Here is a 15,815-nt window from a genome sequence, read left to right on the forward strand (position 1 = left end):
CTCATAGACGAATGATTTACATGTATGAGCCATGTGTGCCAACTTTAAACCTTTAAGCTTAAAACAATTGCATGATCTGGGATTACCAGACATTCCTTTTGAATATCCGGAAGAAGTCTATCCCAATTATGCTGCACCACTTTTATTCCAGTCCGTTCAAGGGCTGGAGTGGCGCTCGGTGAATTTTGGCCTCATTCCGAAATGGGCAGAAGACAAAAGTATAGGAACCAAGACCTATAACGCCAGAAATGAAACTTTATTGCAGAAACCCACTTTTGCTGAAGCTACGGCCAAATGTCATTTTGGCGTTATTCCGGTATCAGAGTTTTATGAGTCCAAATATTTTGACAATAAACCGCAGCGTTGGGGAGTAAGACGTAAAGATGGTCAGGCGACTTTCATTGCCGCAGTCTACGAGATTGCCCGGATTCAGGGAGAAATTGTACGCTCTGCCAGTATGATCACCATGGATGCCATCGACCATCCGATGATGAAAGAATTCCATGAACCTGGAAACATCCAACGTTCGGTTATCGTGATCCCGCATGAGCGACTGCAAGAATGGCTGACATTGCGTCATCCGGATATTCGTAGTTTTGTACAGGGCTTTCCGGAAGAAGAGTTTGAATGTTCGCATGTGCCAAAAGAAAAAATCAAAAAAGTCAGCCCGCAACTGAACTTTTTTGATTCTTAGAAAGTTCTGATAAATTATTTATTATTGAAAGTATGCCAATTTACCAGTGTCTATTTAAAAATAAAAAGTAAGACTTTTAACGAGCCAGATTTTTAAAAATATGACGTAAACTTTCCATGGTTTTTTCAATTTGCAAAGGGGTCAGGCCTTCGAAAGACTGCTCAAGTACCACATTGGTCAGATCGTTGATCTTATGTGTCATTTGCATGCCTTTTTCGGTCAAGAATACCCGAGTAATCCGTGCATCATCTTCGCATGAATAGGTCTCGACCAGACCTTCATCTTTTAAGCGATAAACGATTTTAGTTGTGGTCGACATTTTAGACACGACCATTTCTGACAAGTCGGAAACACTGGCATGCGGTTTTGATTTTAAGGCAAGCAGAATACGGCGGCGGGAATTGTCAACACCATACTTTTTAAGGGCGTGATCGACATTAAGGACATATTGGGCATGAACCTGAGTAACCCAATAATAGGGAAAATTTTCTAAATTAAATTCTTCCGTACACGGTAAAAATTTTGCATATTTCTTAGTCATGAAATGTTCCTTGTATTTATTTTTCTAGGGCCCAACCATTTTATGAAAAAGTTTATGCATGTTTCAACCTTTATTTCAAAAATGTTAAAGAGATTGTACTTTTTAGTTTTTCTTAACATCATCAAAGCTTGATTAATTCTGTATATAGGCCGGTTCAGGACAGCCAATTGCCATTTTAAATCAGATGAAAGGTAATAATATTTTGTATGAAATTAATACTTAATTGTATATTTTAGCGCAGAGCGATGTTCTGCAACATTTTATCGTTCCAGCAGATCAATAACTTACTGGCTAAAATATCATCCATCTTATTTTAAGCTGTTTAGCGTATTTACAGAGATGCATCTAAGGCTTGATTCTAATAAATACAACCCTCAAAAATAGTTCAAAATATAGTTATAACTAATTGTTTTTTAAATAATAAGATAAAGGTAGCCGGATTTTTAATGGGCTTTAGCAGTGGTTTAACTGACCAATCATAAGGGCTGGATATTTTTACCCAGATTAAAATACACAATAAAGAAGGCGAGATGCCATTTTATCCCAAGTGATGCATTGAAAAAGTTTAAGGAAAATCATGATCATGTAATTTTTTTATAAATTAATACATTACAAAATATTCAGTTTATGCATAATGGAACAGTCTTAAGTTACACAGGTTAAACTTTAATGGATCCCTCGCCGTGCGTTGATCTTCCATCTCTATTTATAGCTTACTCGAACGGGGTAGTTCTCTAATGGAATTTTTATTAGATCCCGGAATCTGGGTAGGTTTAATTACTCTTATTATTCTTGAAATTGTTTTAGGTATTGATAACCTAGTCTTTATTGCCATTCTGGCCGAAAAGCTCCCTCCTGAACAACGTGATAAAGCCCGTGTTGTCGGTCTTTCACTCGCATTATTTATGCGTCTGGGACTGCTGTTTGCTATCGCCTGGTTAGTCACCCTGACTCAGCCCTTGATTACCCTGTTTGACTGGACCTTCTCCGGTCGGGACCTGATTTTGTTATTTGGTGGCTTGTTCTTGGTGTACAAGGCCGTCACAGAATTGCATGAGAAGATAGAAGGCAAGCCTGAAGTCAAACTGACCACCAATGTGGTTTATGCAAGTTTCACTGCTGTTGTTGCCCAAATTGTAGTTTTAGATGCTGTTTTCTCTTTAGATTCAGTGATTACCGCAATTGGTATGGTCGACAATATTTACGTCATGATGGCTGCAATGATTGTTGCAATGGGGGTGATGCTGCTGGCTTCGAAACCATTGACCAGCTTTGTAAACCGCCATCCAACTGTGGTGATTCTGTGTCTCAGTTTCCTGCTTCTGATTGGTATCAGTCTGATTGCAGAAGGTTTTGGTTTCCATATTCCAAAAGGCTATATCTATTCGGGTATTGGTGTTGCGATCCTGATTGAAGCATTCAACCAGTTCGGACAGCGTAATGTCGCAAAGCATGAATCCAAGATTCCTTTGCGTCATCGTACAGCAGATTCCATTTTGAAATTAATGGGCGGCAAGCTTGAAACCACCGATACTGATAAAAATGAAGCTCAAGAAACCTTTGCAGATGAAGAACGTTACATGATTGGTGGGGTGTTAACCCTTGCAGAGCGTTCAGTCGCTTCGATCATGACACCGCGCGGTCAGATTTCATGGGTCGATCTAGAGGATAGCCCGGAACAGATTCGTGAAAAAATTCTATCGGTTCCACATAGCCTGTTCCCGGTATGTCGCGGTAGCCTGGATAAGGTGATTAGCGTTGTACGTGCCAAGGAATTGCTGGATGTACTGGAAGAGCCGGAAGAATTAAAAGCACTGATCAAACGTCATCGTCCAATTTATATCTTTGAAAAAATGAAAGTCATTGATGCGATCAATACTTTGCGTACGTCAAAGGGCTCTTTGGTGCTGGTAAGCGACGAGTTTGGTAATGTGGAGGGTCTGATTTCACCGCTAGATGTGTTTGAAGCGATTGCCGGTGAGTTTCCGGATGCAGACGAACAGCTTGATTTGGTGAGAGTGGATGATTCGCACTGGATCGCTTCAGGTATGCTGGATCTGTATCAGCTTGAACTTGAACTGGGCATGATTGATCTGATTGATGAAGATGCCGGTTATATCAGTGTTGCGGGTCTGATCCTGGATAAAACCAACAGTACCGTTGAAGTGGGTACCGAGTTAAATTATCAGGGTGTGCAATTCAAAGTCACTGAAATTGAAAGCAATCGTATCAAGTCTGTCAGCATTCATTATGCAGCTTAAACCATCGTTTTAAAGTCAGATTTGCTTTAAATTTCAAAAGCCAGTTACTCGAGCAGTAGCTGGCTTTTTTATATTTTGTTCTAAAGATGCTAGATTAAAATGCAGATAAGTTATTGCCAAACAAAGATATTTTTTATTTAAATTCACTTTCTAATTCAAGTTCTATGTGGTGAGTAATCATCCTGTTTAGAGTTCAGATTTTTAAGTTAAAAATGAGTCTAAAAAATGTCATCCATACTTAAAACTCGACTAAATAAGCCTGCAAATATTGATAAATCAAGTCTCGTTAACTAAAACTTAAAAGTAGTATTGAAAATGCTGTCGAGAATCAAATCATAATTCACATGAATTTAATTTATACTCTGTCAAAATACAGCGATTAAAAAAACAACGGCCTTTTCTGAAAACAGTCGATAAATTGCATGAAGCTCACTCAATCAGCACTCTGCTTATTTCAAACTGATTTCAGCATAGGGAGGATTGAAGACCAAACGGCTGTATCGGAAATAGCAGAACAAATCCGCAGAATAAATCAAGAGATGGATGTTGATCTGTTTCGAAAGTATCAACATTCTCATGATCAATAACTGACGGCTTAAACAGATTCCGGCAGAATTTTAAAATTGGCATATTCTCGAATAGTTTCAGTATTGAGCTGATGGATTTCATCCAGAAAGGCCACATTAAAACTGCCGAGTTGTGGCGCACGTTCAAAGGCCCGTTGACCTGCAATGGCAAAATGTACATGTGCAGCCAGTGCCGCGATTGCAGGGGAACTCACTGCATTATAGGCTGCAATCAGTGCACCAAGCGCACAACCTGTGGCTGTGACCCGGGGTTGTAAATCAGAACCGCCTGATACCTGTATCACCGGATAATCTCTGGAAATGATGTAATCGGATTTGCCGGAAATCGCGATACAGTCACAATGTTCCAATAAACCTTTTGCCTGTAAATAGACATCGGCACTATTGATGGTGCTGTCTACGCCTTTAGACTCGATCCGCTTGCCAGCCAAGGCACCAATTTCAGAGGCATTGCCACGTAGAACCGTAGGATGCGAATTTAATAACTGATCTACCATATTCGAGCGCCAATGCAGTACCGCGCCATAACCGACCGGATCCAGTACCCAGGGCTTTTGCAGCCGATGCGCCGTTTCTGCAGCAATGTGCATGGCCTGTACCTGTTCGGTGGTTGGCGTCCCCAGATTAAGATTGATCGCCGCTGCAATGCTGGCAAAGCTTTCGGCTTCAAAAGGATTATCGATCATGGCAGGGGAAGCATTGGCCGCCAGTACGACATTGGCGACATAGTTGCTGGCCACGGCATTGGTCATGATATGTACCAGGGGCTGCTGTTGCTGTAGTTTCAACCATGCTTCACAGATTTGATCCAGAAGCGTGTGCTGCAGTGCTTGCGTAGAAGTGTTCATAATGATCATCTGTCAACAGGGAATATAAGTGGTGTATTCATTCAGCGGGTAAAATAATGGTCTTGATGCTTGCAGTTTCTGCAGAACAGGCTGACATAGTCACTGGCATCATAATCTACCGAAAGTTCCTGTGAACCGCAGTGCATACAGCGTTTCTGCGAATAGAATTTAAGGCGAGGTTCAATTTTATGCCATGAGCGCCAGACAGGCTGAAAGAAAATATGCTCATCATAGCCCAGAAAGCGATAAAACAGGATTTCGCTCATCTTGCTGAATGGCAGTTGTGGCGGGCGTGGCAGGGTAGATGTTTCCCATTTTTCAGTGACGGACCGCTCCCGATACTGCTGCAAGGTTTTTTTGAGCAGATTGGTATTAATAAAGTTTTCATTGCGTGGCTTAAGCGCTTTCTGTTTGTACAGATATTCCAGGCCGGTCTGCACCAGATAATAAATCTGTCCTACCGCCAGCACATCTAAAAGGCGATAGCAAAAGGTCTGAAAGCTCTGATTTCCGGCAATCTGCACATTCCAGCTACGACAGTAAAATTGTGCAAACTGGATGATTTCTTCATATAGCAGGCAATACAGGGCATCTTTGACTTCATCTGCACTTTTGAAGGGCACGCCCTTACTCAGGTTCTGGTAAAACCAGTGCCGCAGCTGCTGGGTAATACTGAACAGTGTTGGCTCAGCATAGCCATCCAGACGTACATTAATATAATAGTGCTGGTTTTCCTGCTGGACATCTTTAGGAATCAGGATCTGATCTCTGATCAGGCTTTTCATCAGACCATGTTGGAACAGGTAGTTCGGAGTGATGGAATAATATCGAATTTGATGCCAGTCAATATATTCGCGGTGCTGGCTATATTCCTGAACCTGTTCGTCTAGAAGCGAAAGTAAAAACAGTTTATTGATAAAACTGAGCTGACTCAGCTCAGGAACCGGCCGGTCCTGTTTTTTATGATAGAGACGGTTTTCCTGTAACCGGACTTCCTTGAGCATGCGTTTACGCTGGGCCAGACACTGGTCACAATAACAATTATGTTTCTGATCGGGATGAAGCTGATGCTGGCAATGGCTGCATTCGTGGTAGCTCATCTCCTGATCATATTGTTCTGCCTCAATCCAATACATCGATGCCTTGCACAGCGGGCAGTGGGTACTTTCATCAAGCTGTTTTTGCAGAACACTGAATACCATGGGCGCGAGCAACTTTAGAATGGACGGGCATTTGATTATACACCGCGGATGAGATGCGAATGTAAGTGACAGATGCAATTTTAGCAAATCAAAAGAACATTACCGATACGATCAGAGCTGCCGGAGCAGCTCTGATTTTAAAACATGAAATGACGCTTTTTAAACCGGGCAGGGTAAGCTTTCGTCCTGCTCCCCGCGGTGTTTGGCATGAATCAAGGCCTGCACCTTTTTAGATGGAACCTTCCTGGCACCGAGTGCATCGTAGCTATTGAGAATGGCTGTGACTTCATGCGCCTGAAGCGGAATGCCTTCACAGCTCATCAACAGTGCAATGACTTTATGATCAATATTGGCCTGATCCAGAGTTTGCAGCATTTTAATATTTTCCATTCGTACAATATGTTTTTTTAGATACATGGCTCACCTCATGCTTATCATTATTGTTTCATTTTAAATGTGGAATTAAGTGTGAAAAAACACAGCTTAAGGCTAGCAAGAAATGTGCTCGTTTTTTAATCTGGACTTGTGAATTGTTATTTAAAACTAGATATATATTTAAAATCAATAATTTATATAAATGTAAAAAATCATGATTGTGACGATTTATTTGGCACAGATTTTTCTTAAGTCCAGTCGAGTGCTGCGCAATTAGGCAAAAACGCATTGAAAGTGGTGCGTGCAATGCCCATATTAGAGCTAACAATACAAATGCACAGACAGCGTTTAAAACTTGGCGTATGATTTTGACATGAACAATGTCGAACAAGATAAAGATTAGGACAGGACATGAATATTGCGGCAAACCCGGTGATCGAAGCGGATCAAACCATTTATTTAAAAGACTATCAAAAACCTTCCTTTGTTGTCGATTCTATCGACCTGAATATTCAAGTCTATGCAGATCATACGCTGGTCAGCAGCAAACTGGAGCTGCAGCGTCAAACTGCCGGTGATCTGGTCTTGCTCGGGCGAGATCTGGAGCTGCAATCAATTCAGTTAAATGGTCAAACACTGAATGCTGATGGCTACAGCCTGGATGCTGAACAACTGGTGATTGCCAATGCGCCTGATCAGGTATCGCTTGAAATCGTGGTCAAGATCCATCCTGAAACGAATACCATGCTGGAAGGTCTGTATCAGGCCAGTTCAGATCTGTTTGTGACCCAAAATGAGCCAGAAGGTTTCCGTAAAATTACGTTCTATCCAGACCGTCCGGATGTGCTGTCGGTCTTTACCACGCGTGTCGAAGCAGACAAGAAATATCCTGTTTTGCTTGCAAATGGTAACCTGCTGGAAACTGGTGAAGTCGATGCCAACCGTCATTATGCCATCTGGCAGGACCCGACCAAAAAGCCGAGCTATCTGTTCGCCTGTGTAGTAGGTGACTTGGCGGTGATGAAAGATTCATACGTTACCTCAGAAGGTCGTAATGTAGCCCTTGAAATCTATGCAGAAGAAAAAGATATTCCAAAATGCAAAATCGCCATGGAAGCGCTCAAGCATTCCATGCGTTGGGATGAAGAGCACTATGGCCTGCCATATGACCTCGACAATTACATGATCGTGGCCACCAGTGCATTCAACATGGGTGCGATGGAAAACAAGGGGCTGAATATCTTCAATACCTCATGTGTGCTCGCCGATGAAGAATTTACTACAGATGCTGCGATCATGCGGGTGCAGTCAGTGATTGCCCATGAATATTTCCACAACTGGACCGGCAACCGGATTACCTGTCGTGACTGGTTCCAGCTGTGTTTAAAAGAAGGCTTGACTGTGTTCCGTGACCAGTCTTTCTCGGAAGATTTGCAGTCTGCGGCAGTCCAGCGTATTGATGATGTAGCAGTACTGAAAGCACATCAATTCCCGGAAGATTCAGGCCCGCTGTCACATCCACCACGTCCGGATCATTTTGTAGAAATTAACAACTTCTATACCGCCACCGTGTATGAAAAAGGCGCGGAAATTAACCGCATGATGGCGACCTTGCTGGGCAAGGAAAAATTCCGTCAGGGTACGGATGAATATTTCCGCCGTCATGATGGTCAGGCGGTAACGGTTGAAGACTGGGTATCGGCACTCACCGCAGGTTCAGGGGTAGATTTGTCTAATTTCCTGACCTGGTATAACCAGCCGGGTACGCCAAAACTTGAAGTGAAAGCCGAATATGATATTGAAATGCAAACTTATCGTCTCAGCTTGAAGCAAAGTCTGAAAAGTCATGCCAAGTACCCGAATCTGAAAGCTGTTCCTATTCCAGTGGCTTTAGCCTTATTTGATGCCAGTACTGGCGAACAGTTGCAGCTGAATGGTGAGGCTTTATTTGAAAATGGCGTCAAAGACGGGGTATATCTGTTTGATCAGGAACAAGCCACTATTGAATTTACCGGGGTCACAGCAAAACCGGTAGTATCCTTGCTGCGTAATTTCTCTGCGCCTGTGAATCTGGACTTTGATTATTCAGAAGCAGAACTGGCTTTCCTGTTGCAATATGAAACCAACGGTTTTAACCAGTGGCAAGCGACTCAAACTCTGCTCGAGCGTATCTTGCTGGATGACCAGCCTGCCGATATCTATATTCAGGCCATGCTCAAGACCCTGCCAGACGTGATTGAAAAAGATCCGCTGCTGGCATCACGTCTGTTTGATGTGCCGTCTGAAGGTTATTTGGGCAGCCGTATTGATCAGGACTATCATCCGGCCATGATTCAGGAAAAGCGTGAAGCTTTGCTGCATACACTGGCTCGTGCCTTTGGTGAAACTGCCAAAGAGACCTATCTCAATCTGGATCCGGATTCGCAATCAGAATTCTCGCAAGCTATGGGAGTGCGCGCCTTGAGAAATATCATGCTCGGCATGATGGCACGTCAGGGTGATGCCGCGGCCTTTGATCTGGCCTATGAGCAGTATCACACAGGCAATATGTCTGAACGTCTGGGTGCGCTGAAAGTTCTGGTCTGGAACGATGCGCCACAAGCCCAAGAAGTTTTAGCCGACTTTTATCGCCGTTTTGAAGATGAAGCCTTGTCTTTGGATCAGTGGTTTATGGTTCAGGCAGCACATCCAAAAGCAACCGATGCCAGCATTGCCTATCTGACCCAGCATCCTGATTATGATCTGGCTGTACCGAACCGTATTCGGGCAGTGAGTGGCGGTCTGAATGCCAATCCGGTCAATACATGGAGCTTTGGCGTACAGCATTATATTGGTCTGGCAAAATATCTGGATGAAAAAAATCCGATTGTCGGTTCACGTTTACTTCAGGTCTTATCACGCTGGTACACACTGGCCGAGCCGCAACGCAGTGAAGTCAAAGTTCAGCTTGAGACCTTAAAGCCACTGGTCAAATCTAAAAACGTTTCTGAGACTTTAAATAGTATGTTGAGCGTATAAAATTTAGCTCATGGCAAAAACCGGATCGACACGATCCGGTTTTTTTATCTCTTTTTATTTCAAATGATGGGATTAGATACACTTGAAATACGCTGATGCAGCATGTGACAACTAAAGCGTGTACAGTATTGCTATAGGGATACAGGTATTTATTCATTAAGCTGTAAGCGGGGTAAAAGGATCTACAGGTCCACTTACTAGAGGTAATTTAAAATATGTTAGTGAAAATTGAAGATGGTTTTTATTTAAATAGCCAGCATATTATTGCCGTACATGTGAGCAAGAATCCTGAAAATGGTTTACTTGAGATCTCCATTCAATACACCCCCCATTCTGTGCAGCAGGTTGGCGAATACAAAAAAGTATTCCAGAGCCAGCTCGATGCAGAAATTTTCTTAAGTGAGCTGAATCAGAAGCTGCGCTAAAGCCTGCTCGGCACAGGCTTTATCTATATTTTTACTGTCTTACCACCAGTACCGGTATATCGGAAAGTGCCAGAACATTTTGAGCCACACTGCCCAGCATCAGTTTTTGCAAGCCTTTACGGCCATGTGAACCCATAATGATAATGTCGGTAGGTGACTCATTTGCAGCCTGTAAAATCCCTTCTGAAGGCGCCATGCCATGCAGGATTTTGGTGGTTACCTGTACGCCGTCACGAACAAAGCTTTGTTTCAGTTCATTTAAGCGATCAAGCGCATTTTGTTCTGCATGCAGGAAATAGTCTGTGACCGCTGGAGCAACTTTATAAAAGTCTACGCCTTTAAACGGATCAACCGCAATCACACTGAGTAAGGTGACATGGCTGTGAAATACTTTGGCCAGTTCGAGGGCATGCTCTGCGGCAGCATAGGAAATCGAGGACTCATCGAGTGCTACGAGAAGATGATCATAGTTATTCATGGTGCTTCCTCATATTTATTATTGCATTCAGGGGGAGTGAGCTTAAGTAATTGGATCTGTAAGTATTAGATAGGGTTCAAAATCAACTATAAAAAAACAAGGAATGCGCATCATGAAGATGCGCAAAGCTTTGACTATTTTTTCACGATCAGTACCGGAATTTCACTGGCACCTAAAACATCCTGTGCAAAGCTGCCCAGAATCATTTTCTGGAAGCCTTTGCGGCCATGAGAACCCATAACAATCAGGTCTGCTTTTACTTCGCCTGCAGTTTCAGCAATATGTTCTGCATTGACCAGACCCGTAACAATACGTGATTGGGCTTCAATACCTTCGCTTGCTGCAATTGCAGTGGCTTCTTTCAGGGCATTTTTGGCATTGGCATGCGCCTGTACAAAATATTCCTTCATGATGGATGAGCTGTAATAGAAATCAGCTTCAGTAAAAGGATCTTCCGCAATCAGGCTGATCAGGGAAAGCTGGCTACCAAATGCTTTGGCAATTTTTGCAGCATGTCGTACTGCGGAAAAGGAAATTTCTGAGCCGTCTACCGGAACTAGAATATGCTGATAAGCCATAAATTTTTTACTCCAAATGTTTATTGTTAGCCTCTGATTCATTGATAGCACAGTGACCCTGCAGGTGCAATTGCAAAAACCAAAAAAATGAAAAAACTCATTACATTACAACCATTATTCACATAAAAACGTAAAAAAATTGGCAAATTAAACCAAGCAAAAAAGTGGGGATTTTCACTGCTGATGCCAGCACGAAGCTGATTAAGTTTCTGGTTTTTCAGCGTTTCAGTTAAACTGCCTGCGCTTGATTATTATCATTATCGGAAAATAGAAATTTTGAGATATATTGCGCTAAATCTTGTGCTGATCAGTTCGATAATCCTATCGGGCTGTCAGCATACCGTCCCAAACAGCAAGCTCATTGCCAGCGCTTTTAATATGACCACGAGCTTGCAACAAAAGGTGATGGATCGTTATGCGCCGGAAACTGTGCTGGTGCAGCATAATATTGTGTATGAGCCGCAGCAAAATTTAAGTTTTGATCTTTATCAGCCCGCAGATATTCAGAGTCTAGGCCCGAAGCCGACCATTGTCTGGATGCATGGAGGAGGCTGGATTTCAGGTTCCAAGGCCCATGCCCGCGGCTATTTCAAGCTGCTGGCAGCGCAAGGCTATAATGTGGTTTCTGTACAATACCAGTTTGCTCCGCAGGCGACTTACCCGAACCAGCTTCAGCAAATCAATCAGGCGCTGGCGTTTATCACTAGCCATGCCGCTGACTATCACATTAATGCAGGACAGTTTTATCTGGCCGGAGATTCTGCCGGCGCCAATCTAGCCAGTCATTATGCCGCATTGTTGACCAATCCTGAATTTTCACAACAATCCAATTTCAGCCCGACTATTCAGCCGATGCAAGTAAAGGGCTTGATTTTGCATTGTGGTATTTATGATCTGCAGGCTTTTGTACAGAAGGCACCGGATGAAATCAAGATTGTCGAATGGGGTGTGTATAATCTGGTACAGGCCTATACCGGCGACCAGAAAGATGATGCTGAATTTTTAAAGCAAATTTCTCCCATCCATAATATTTCAACTAGCTATCCGCCGGTGTTGATTAGTGGCGGTAATAAGGATTTTCTCACCGATACCCAATCCCTGCCTTTTGTAGAAGCACTCAAAGCCCACAACATTGCAGTGACCGAGGTATTTTATCCGGAATCTAAGGCCTGGCTGATTCATGAATACCAATTTTTTATGGGCAAGAAAGAAAGTCAGCAAACCTTTATTCGGACCCTTGATTTTCTGCACCAGCATTCGCTCTAAACAATGAGCATAATGCAAAATCTGCTCGTTTATTCTAGTCCGTCCTTATCACAATCATAAATACAGCAATCTGGAGAGTGAAAAATGAATCCTGTATCGTGGGCATATCTGTTGCTGGCGCTGGCGATTGTCGCCGAAGTCACAGGTTCTACATTTCTGGTGAAATCTGAAGGCTTTAGCAAATTATGGCCTTCTTTGGCCGTCGTGGTCTTATTCTGTATTGCATTTTATTTGCTCTCCCAGGTGATTAAAGTCATTCCATTGGGAATTGCTTATGCCATTTGGGCCGGTGTCGGAATCATTTTGACGGCGATTGTCGGTTATGTCATCTTTAAACAGGCACTCGATCTTCCGGCCTTTATTGGTATCGCGCTGATTATTTGCGGTGTGCTCGTCATCAACCTGTTTTCCCGGACTGCAGGGCATTGATAATAGCAGGCAGCGATTTAGAGCTGCCTGTATTGCCCCATTTGTTTGAATGATCAGATCGGCTTAAGCGACTTGAGGTTTGAGCTTAAACAGCAAATAAACTGTTAATCCGAGTAACAAGCCCCAAAAGGCTGAACCAATTCCCAAAAACTGGATATTGGATGCGCTGAATAAAAAGGTCATTAATGCCGCTTCACGTTCATGCGGCGTTTGAAAGGCCAGCGCGATGTTATGACCAATGGTGCCAAATAAGGCAATTCCGGCCAGAACGGTAATCAGAATTGCTGGAAATGCCATGAGTAGACTGGTCAAGGTCGCTGCAAAAAGTCCCATCAGAATATAAAACAGGCCACAGCTGATGCCGGCAATATAGCGTTTCTGCGGGTCGGGATGGGCTTGGGTATCCAGACTGACCGCAGCACTGATTGCCGCGAGATTGACACTAAAGCAGCCAAAAGGTGCCAGCACTGCCTGACTCATCCCGGTCCAGCCTAAAATACCGTTTACCTTGGGCGGATAACCATAGCTTTTAATCACGGCCAGTCCGGGTAAGTATTGCGAAGCCAGATTGATCACCAACAGTGGCAAAGTCAGTCCTAAAACAGCTTGCAGACTAAATTCAGGCTGAATCCAGACTGGCTGGGCTATATTCCAGTTTAAACTCGGAATTGTAAAATCAATAAAGAACGGGCAGAGCGCAATTGCGCTAAATACCGTAATCACGATGCTATAACGGGTGCTGATTTTTTTCGAGATCAGATAAATGGCCAGGACACTGAGTACAAAGCCCCAGGACTGTTGCAGGCTACCGAATACTGAAATACCAAATTTCAGCAATACCCCAGCCAGCATGGCACTGGTTAAACTTTGGGGAATAAAATGAAAAATACGCTCAAAAATGCCTAAAAATCCCAGCGCAGCAGTCAAGAGTCCACAAATCAGAAAAGCACCAATCGCTTCACCCAGACTGTAATGACCGGCAGACGCAATCACCAACGCCAGTCCTGCGGTAGACCAGGCAGTAGAAACCGGATACTTGTATTTCCAGGACAGCCATAGGCCTGAAACACCAATGCCGATTCCGAGCGCCCATAACCAGGAACTGATTTGTGCGGCATTCGCACCCAAGCTTTGCGCTGCTTCAATCACCAGCACAGCAGAAACACTAATGCCAATCAGGCAGGTAATCAGACCGGCAATGATGGCAGTAAGGGAGAGATCTTGTAATAGTTTTGGCATCGTCCATGACACAATGTTTAAAAAGCGTTTAAATCATACGCTTTTCACGTATTTAGACAATGCCTGTTTCAGACTTTTATAGGGTCGAGGTGGCAAGCTTGATGCCAAAAGCACAGAATAAAATGCCCACCATTGCGACACAACTGGCTGTCAGTTTGTAATTCTGGTTGAAATAAGAGGCCAGTTTTACCCCGGAGAAAATCAGGATAGACAGATAAGTCATGCTAATCAATTGTAATATCAAGGCCAACAGCAGGAATGTTAAGGCTGGATAAGAATAGTGAGGATCGACAAACTGCACAAAAAAAGACAAATAAAACAGAATCGCTTTGGGATTTAAAATACTGATGGTCAGTGCAGTACGAAATGGCTGAATAGAGCAAGACGATTCCGCATCAGCCTTCGGTATCTGCAACATGCTGACTTTTTTGCCTGGACGAATGGTTTTATAGGCAGCAATTAACAGCTTGATCCCAAGATAACTCAGATAGATTGCACCGATAATCTTCAACGCAATAAAAAGGATGGGGAAGGCATGCAATAAGGATGCTGCACCCAATGCCGTACACAGAATCAGAATCATGTCACCGCTATAAACTCCCAGCGCACCCCAATAACCTGTCCTGATGCCAAAACGTGAGGCAATCGACATGACATACAGGGAGTTTGGGCCGGGTAAGAGCACAATTAGGGTAGTGCCAATGATAAAGGTGCTGAGATCTGTAATACCAAACACGAAAAATTCGCAAAAGAAAAAGCCGATGCAGCATTATAGCAACATCGGCTCGTCCTCTTTCCAGGATTTGGGCTTAATTCTTTACGGTATTAAGGAAACTTTGACCTAACAGGGTGGCTAATTGCTCACGAGCTTTGATAAAGCCATGAATACCGCCTTGCAGCAGTTCACTGGCCATTTGATCCTGCTTGAGCTGTTCCAGAAATTCTGCCTGACTGATCGGATTCAGTTCACCTTGCACAGTAATAGCTGCCGCTGAAAGCTGCGCCTGAACTTCACGTTGATCATTCTCGAGCTCTGCAAGCAAGTTCGGTGCAACAGTCAGAAGATCACAGCCACTCAAGCCCAGAACCTGGTCGATACTGCGGAAACTGGCACCCATAATTTCGGTTTGAATAGCATGTGCCTTATAAAATTCATAAATGCTTTTAACCGATAATACGCCCGGATCCTTTTCGATTGGGTAAGCATCCACACCTTCAGCCTTCTTGTACCAGTCCAGAATCCGGCCGACGAAAGGCGAGATTAAGGTCACTTTGGCATCGGCACAGGCATGGGCTTGATGCTGGCCGAATAACAGGGTGAGATTGGTATGAATGCCTTCTTCTTCCAAAGCTTTGGCAGCTTGTATGCCTTCCCAGGTTGAGGCAATCTTGATCAGAATACGATTGGAGTCAATTCCATACTGGGCATACAGTGCCAAGAGTTCCTTGGCCTTTGCGATGGTTGCAGCAGTATCATAAGACAGGGAAGCATCGACCTCGGTAGAAACACGCCCTTCAATTAACTTCAAGATTTCGACACCGAATTTTACGGTCAAAATATCAATGGTACGTTCAATTAGAGCATCATCTACATAAGCTTCCTGCTGCGCCTGCTGATAGGCCGCTTCAATCAGGGCTTTGTTCTCAACCTGACTGGCCGCTGCTGTAATCAGTGATGGATTGGTAGTTGCATCCAGAGGACGGAATTTTTCAATTGCGCTCAAGTCACTGCTATCTGCCACAATCGTGGTCAAGTTTTTTAATTGCTCTAATGCGGTTAATGTCATTACGATCTAGTTCTATGGTTATTGCTTATGCATTCTTTTATATCATAAACCTTCTGTTTCCCAAGTAGGCGCAGGTTGATTTTCTGT

At 43.5% G+C, this 15,815-nt stretch carries 15 protein-coding genes; 6 read left to right on the forward strand and 9 right to left on the reverse strand.

Translation table 11 applies throughout. The annotated features are described in order from the left end of the window. Window positions 1-31: 31 nt before the first annotated feature. Window positions 32-694 (forward strand): SOS response-associated peptidase family protein, encoded by a 663-nt coding sequence (locus AC3IT7_RS05570; RefSeq protein ID WP_489249678.1) that lies wholly within the window; start codon window positions 32-34, stop codon window positions 692-694. A gap of 76 nt (window positions 695-770) precedes the next feature. On the opposite strand, the gene AC3IT7_RS05575 is transcribed toward AC3IT7_RS05570, so the two are convergent. Beyond that, the gene (locus AC3IT7_RS05575) at window positions 771-1,235 is read right to left on the reverse strand and encodes a MarR family winged helix-turn-helix transcriptional regulator (RefSeq protein ID WP_100329609.1); all 465 of its coding nucleotides are present in this window, start codon (window positions 1,233-1,235) and stop codon (window positions 771-773) included. 737 nt (window positions 1,236-1,972) lie between these two features. On the opposite strand from AC3IT7_RS05575, the gene AC3IT7_RS05580 reads away from it, so the two are divergent. Beyond that, window positions 1,973-3,496 carry a TerC family protein gene (locus AC3IT7_RS05580; protein WP_489249679.1) on the forward strand — a complete coding sequence of 508 codons (1,524 nt, stop codon included), beginning with the start codon at window positions 1,973-1,975 and terminating at the stop codon, window positions 3,494-3,496. 595 nt (window positions 3,497-4,091) lie between these two features. On the opposite strand, the gene thiM is transcribed toward AC3IT7_RS05580, so the two are convergent. The 3 genes from thiM to AC3IT7_RS05595 all read right to left on the reverse strand — a co-directional run bounded on the left by thiM (window position 4,092) and on the right by AC3IT7_RS05595 (window position 6,550). Next, window positions 4,092-4,940, reverse strand: a complete 849-nt coding sequence (gene thiM / locus AC3IT7_RS05585; protein ID WP_489249680.1) for a hydroxyethylthiazole kinase — start codon at window positions 4,938-4,940, stop codon at window positions 4,092-4,094. 32 nt (window positions 4,941-4,972) lie between these two features. Then, entirely contained in the window at window positions 4,973-6,133 is a 1,161-nt protein-coding gene (locus tag AC3IT7_RS05590) for a hypothetical protein (protein WP_489249681.1), read from the reverse strand. A 159-nt stretch (window positions 6,134-6,292) separates the two neighbouring features. Then, window positions 6,293-6,550, reverse strand: coding sequence for a hypothetical protein (locus tag AC3IT7_RS05595; RefSeq protein ID WP_489249682.1), 258 nt, complete (start codon window positions 6,548-6,550; stop codon window positions 6,293-6,295). Between the two features lie 369 nt (window positions 6,551-6,919). Here AC3IT7_RS05595 and pepN point away from each other — a divergent pair, with 369 nt between their 5' ends. Then, complete coding sequence (gene pepN / locus AC3IT7_RS05600; RefSeq protein WP_489249683.1) at window positions 6,920-9,526, forward strand: aminopeptidase N; 2,607 nt, start codon at window positions 6,920-6,922, stop codon at window positions 9,524-9,526. 215 nt (window positions 9,527-9,741) lie between these two features. Continuing rightward, on the forward strand, window positions 9,742-9,951 hold the full coding sequence (locus AC3IT7_RS05605; RefSeq protein ID WP_005097285.1) for a hypothetical protein: 210 nt from the start codon (window positions 9,742-9,744) through the stop codon (window positions 9,949-9,951). A gap of 31 nt (window positions 9,952-9,982) precedes the next feature. Here AC3IT7_RS05605 and AC3IT7_RS05610 read toward each other — a convergent pair whose 3' ends face one another. Together AC3IT7_RS05610 and AC3IT7_RS05615 are read right to left on the reverse strand one after the other, a co-directional pair. Beyond that, window positions 9,983-10,429, reverse strand: coding sequence for a universal stress protein (locus AC3IT7_RS05610; protein ID WP_489249684.1), 447 nt, complete (start codon window positions 10,427-10,429; stop codon window positions 9,983-9,985). Window positions 10,430-10,563: 134 nt separating this feature from the next. Beyond that, window positions 10,564-11,007, reverse strand: coding sequence for a universal stress protein (locus AC3IT7_RS05615; protein ID WP_475653953.1), 444 nt, complete (start codon window positions 11,005-11,007; stop codon window positions 10,564-10,566). A 276-nt stretch (window positions 11,008-11,283) separates the two neighbouring features. On the opposite strand from AC3IT7_RS05615, the gene AC3IT7_RS05620 reads away from it, so the two are divergent. Next, complete coding sequence (locus AC3IT7_RS05620) at window positions 11,284-12,273, forward strand: alpha/beta hydrolase (protein WP_489249685.1); 990 nt, start codon at window positions 11,284-11,286, stop codon at window positions 12,271-12,273. 84 nt (window positions 12,274-12,357) lie between these two features. Beyond that, on the forward strand, window positions 12,358-12,702 hold the full coding sequence (locus AC3IT7_RS05625) for an SMR family transporter (RefSeq protein WP_489249686.1): 345 nt from the start codon (window positions 12,358-12,360) through the stop codon (window positions 12,700-12,702). A gap of 63 nt (window positions 12,703-12,765) precedes the next feature. On the opposite strand, the gene AC3IT7_RS05630 is transcribed toward AC3IT7_RS05625, so the two are convergent. The 3 genes from AC3IT7_RS05630 to tal all read right to left on the reverse strand — a co-directional run bounded on the left by AC3IT7_RS05630 (window position 12,766) and on the right by tal (window position 15,728). Further along, on the reverse strand, window positions 12,766-13,941 hold the full coding sequence (locus tag AC3IT7_RS05630) for a benzoate/H(+) symporter BenE family transporter (protein WP_489249687.1): 1,176 nt from the start codon (window positions 13,939-13,941) through the stop codon (window positions 12,766-12,768). Between the two features lie 76 nt (window positions 13,942-14,017). Beyond that, window positions 14,018-14,677, reverse strand: coding sequence for a leucine efflux protein LeuE (gene leuE / locus AC3IT7_RS05635; RefSeq protein WP_489249688.1), 660 nt, complete (start codon window positions 14,675-14,677; stop codon window positions 14,018-14,020). 73 nt (window positions 14,678-14,750) lie between these two features. Continuing rightward, the gene (tal, locus tag AC3IT7_RS05640) at window positions 14,751-15,728 is read right to left on the reverse strand and encodes a transaldolase (protein ID WP_489249689.1); all 978 of its coding nucleotides are present in this window, start codon (window positions 15,726-15,728) and stop codon (window positions 14,751-14,753) included. Window positions 15,729-15,815 lie beyond the last annotated feature (87 nt).

This window comes from Acinetobacter sp. KH_038 (genome assembly GCF_057839405.1).

Bases quoted from the DNA above. Each gene is read 5' to 3' on its own strand.
- pepN (WP_489249683.1), top strand. From the start codon at position 6,920: ATGAATATTGCGGCAAACCCGGTGATCGAAGCGGATCAAACCATTTAT.
- AC3IT7_RS05595 (WP_489249682.1), bottom strand. From the start codon at position 6,550: ATGTATCTAAAAAAACATATTGTACGAATGGAAAATATTAAAATGCTG.
- AC3IT7_RS05575 (WP_100329609.1), bottom strand. From the start codon at position 1,235: ATGACTAAGAAATATGCAAAATTTTTACCGTGTACGGAAGAATTTAAT.
- AC3IT7_RS05570 (WP_489249678.1), top strand. From the start codon at position 32: ATGTGTGCCAACTTTAAACCTTTAAGCTTAAAACAATTGCATGATCTG.
- AC3IT7_RS05625 (WP_489249686.1), top strand. From the start codon at position 12,358: ATGAATCCTGTATCGTGGGCATATCTGTTGCTGGCGCTGGCGATTGTC.
- AC3IT7_RS05610 (WP_489249684.1), bottom strand. From the start codon at position 10,429: ATGAATAACTATGATCATCTTCTCGTAGCACTCGATGAGTCCTCGATT.
- AC3IT7_RS05590 (WP_489249681.1), bottom strand. From the start codon at position 6,133: ATGGTATTCAGTGTTCTGCAAAAACAGCTTGATGAAAGTACCCACTGC.
- thiM (WP_489249680.1), bottom strand. From the start codon at position 4,940: ATGATCATTATGAACACTTCTACGCAAGCACTGCAGCACACGCTTCTG.
- AC3IT7_RS05630 (WP_489249687.1), bottom strand. From the start codon at position 13,941: ATGCCAAAACTATTACAAGATCTCTCCCTTACTGCCATCATTGCCGGT.
- tal (WP_489249689.1), bottom strand. From the start codon at position 15,728: ATGACATTAACCGCATTAGAGCAATTAAAAAACTTGACCACGATTGTG.
- AC3IT7_RS05605 (WP_005097285.1), top strand. From the start codon at position 9,742: ATGTTAGTGAAAATTGAAGATGGTTTTTATTTAAATAGCCAGCATATT.
- AC3IT7_RS05580 (WP_489249679.1), top strand. From the start codon at position 1,973: ATGGAATTTTTATTAGATCCCGGAATCTGGGTAGGTTTAATTACTCTT.
- AC3IT7_RS05615 (WP_475653953.1), bottom strand. From the start codon at position 11,007: ATGGCTTATCAGCATATTCTAGTTCCGGTAGACGGCTCAGAAATTTCC.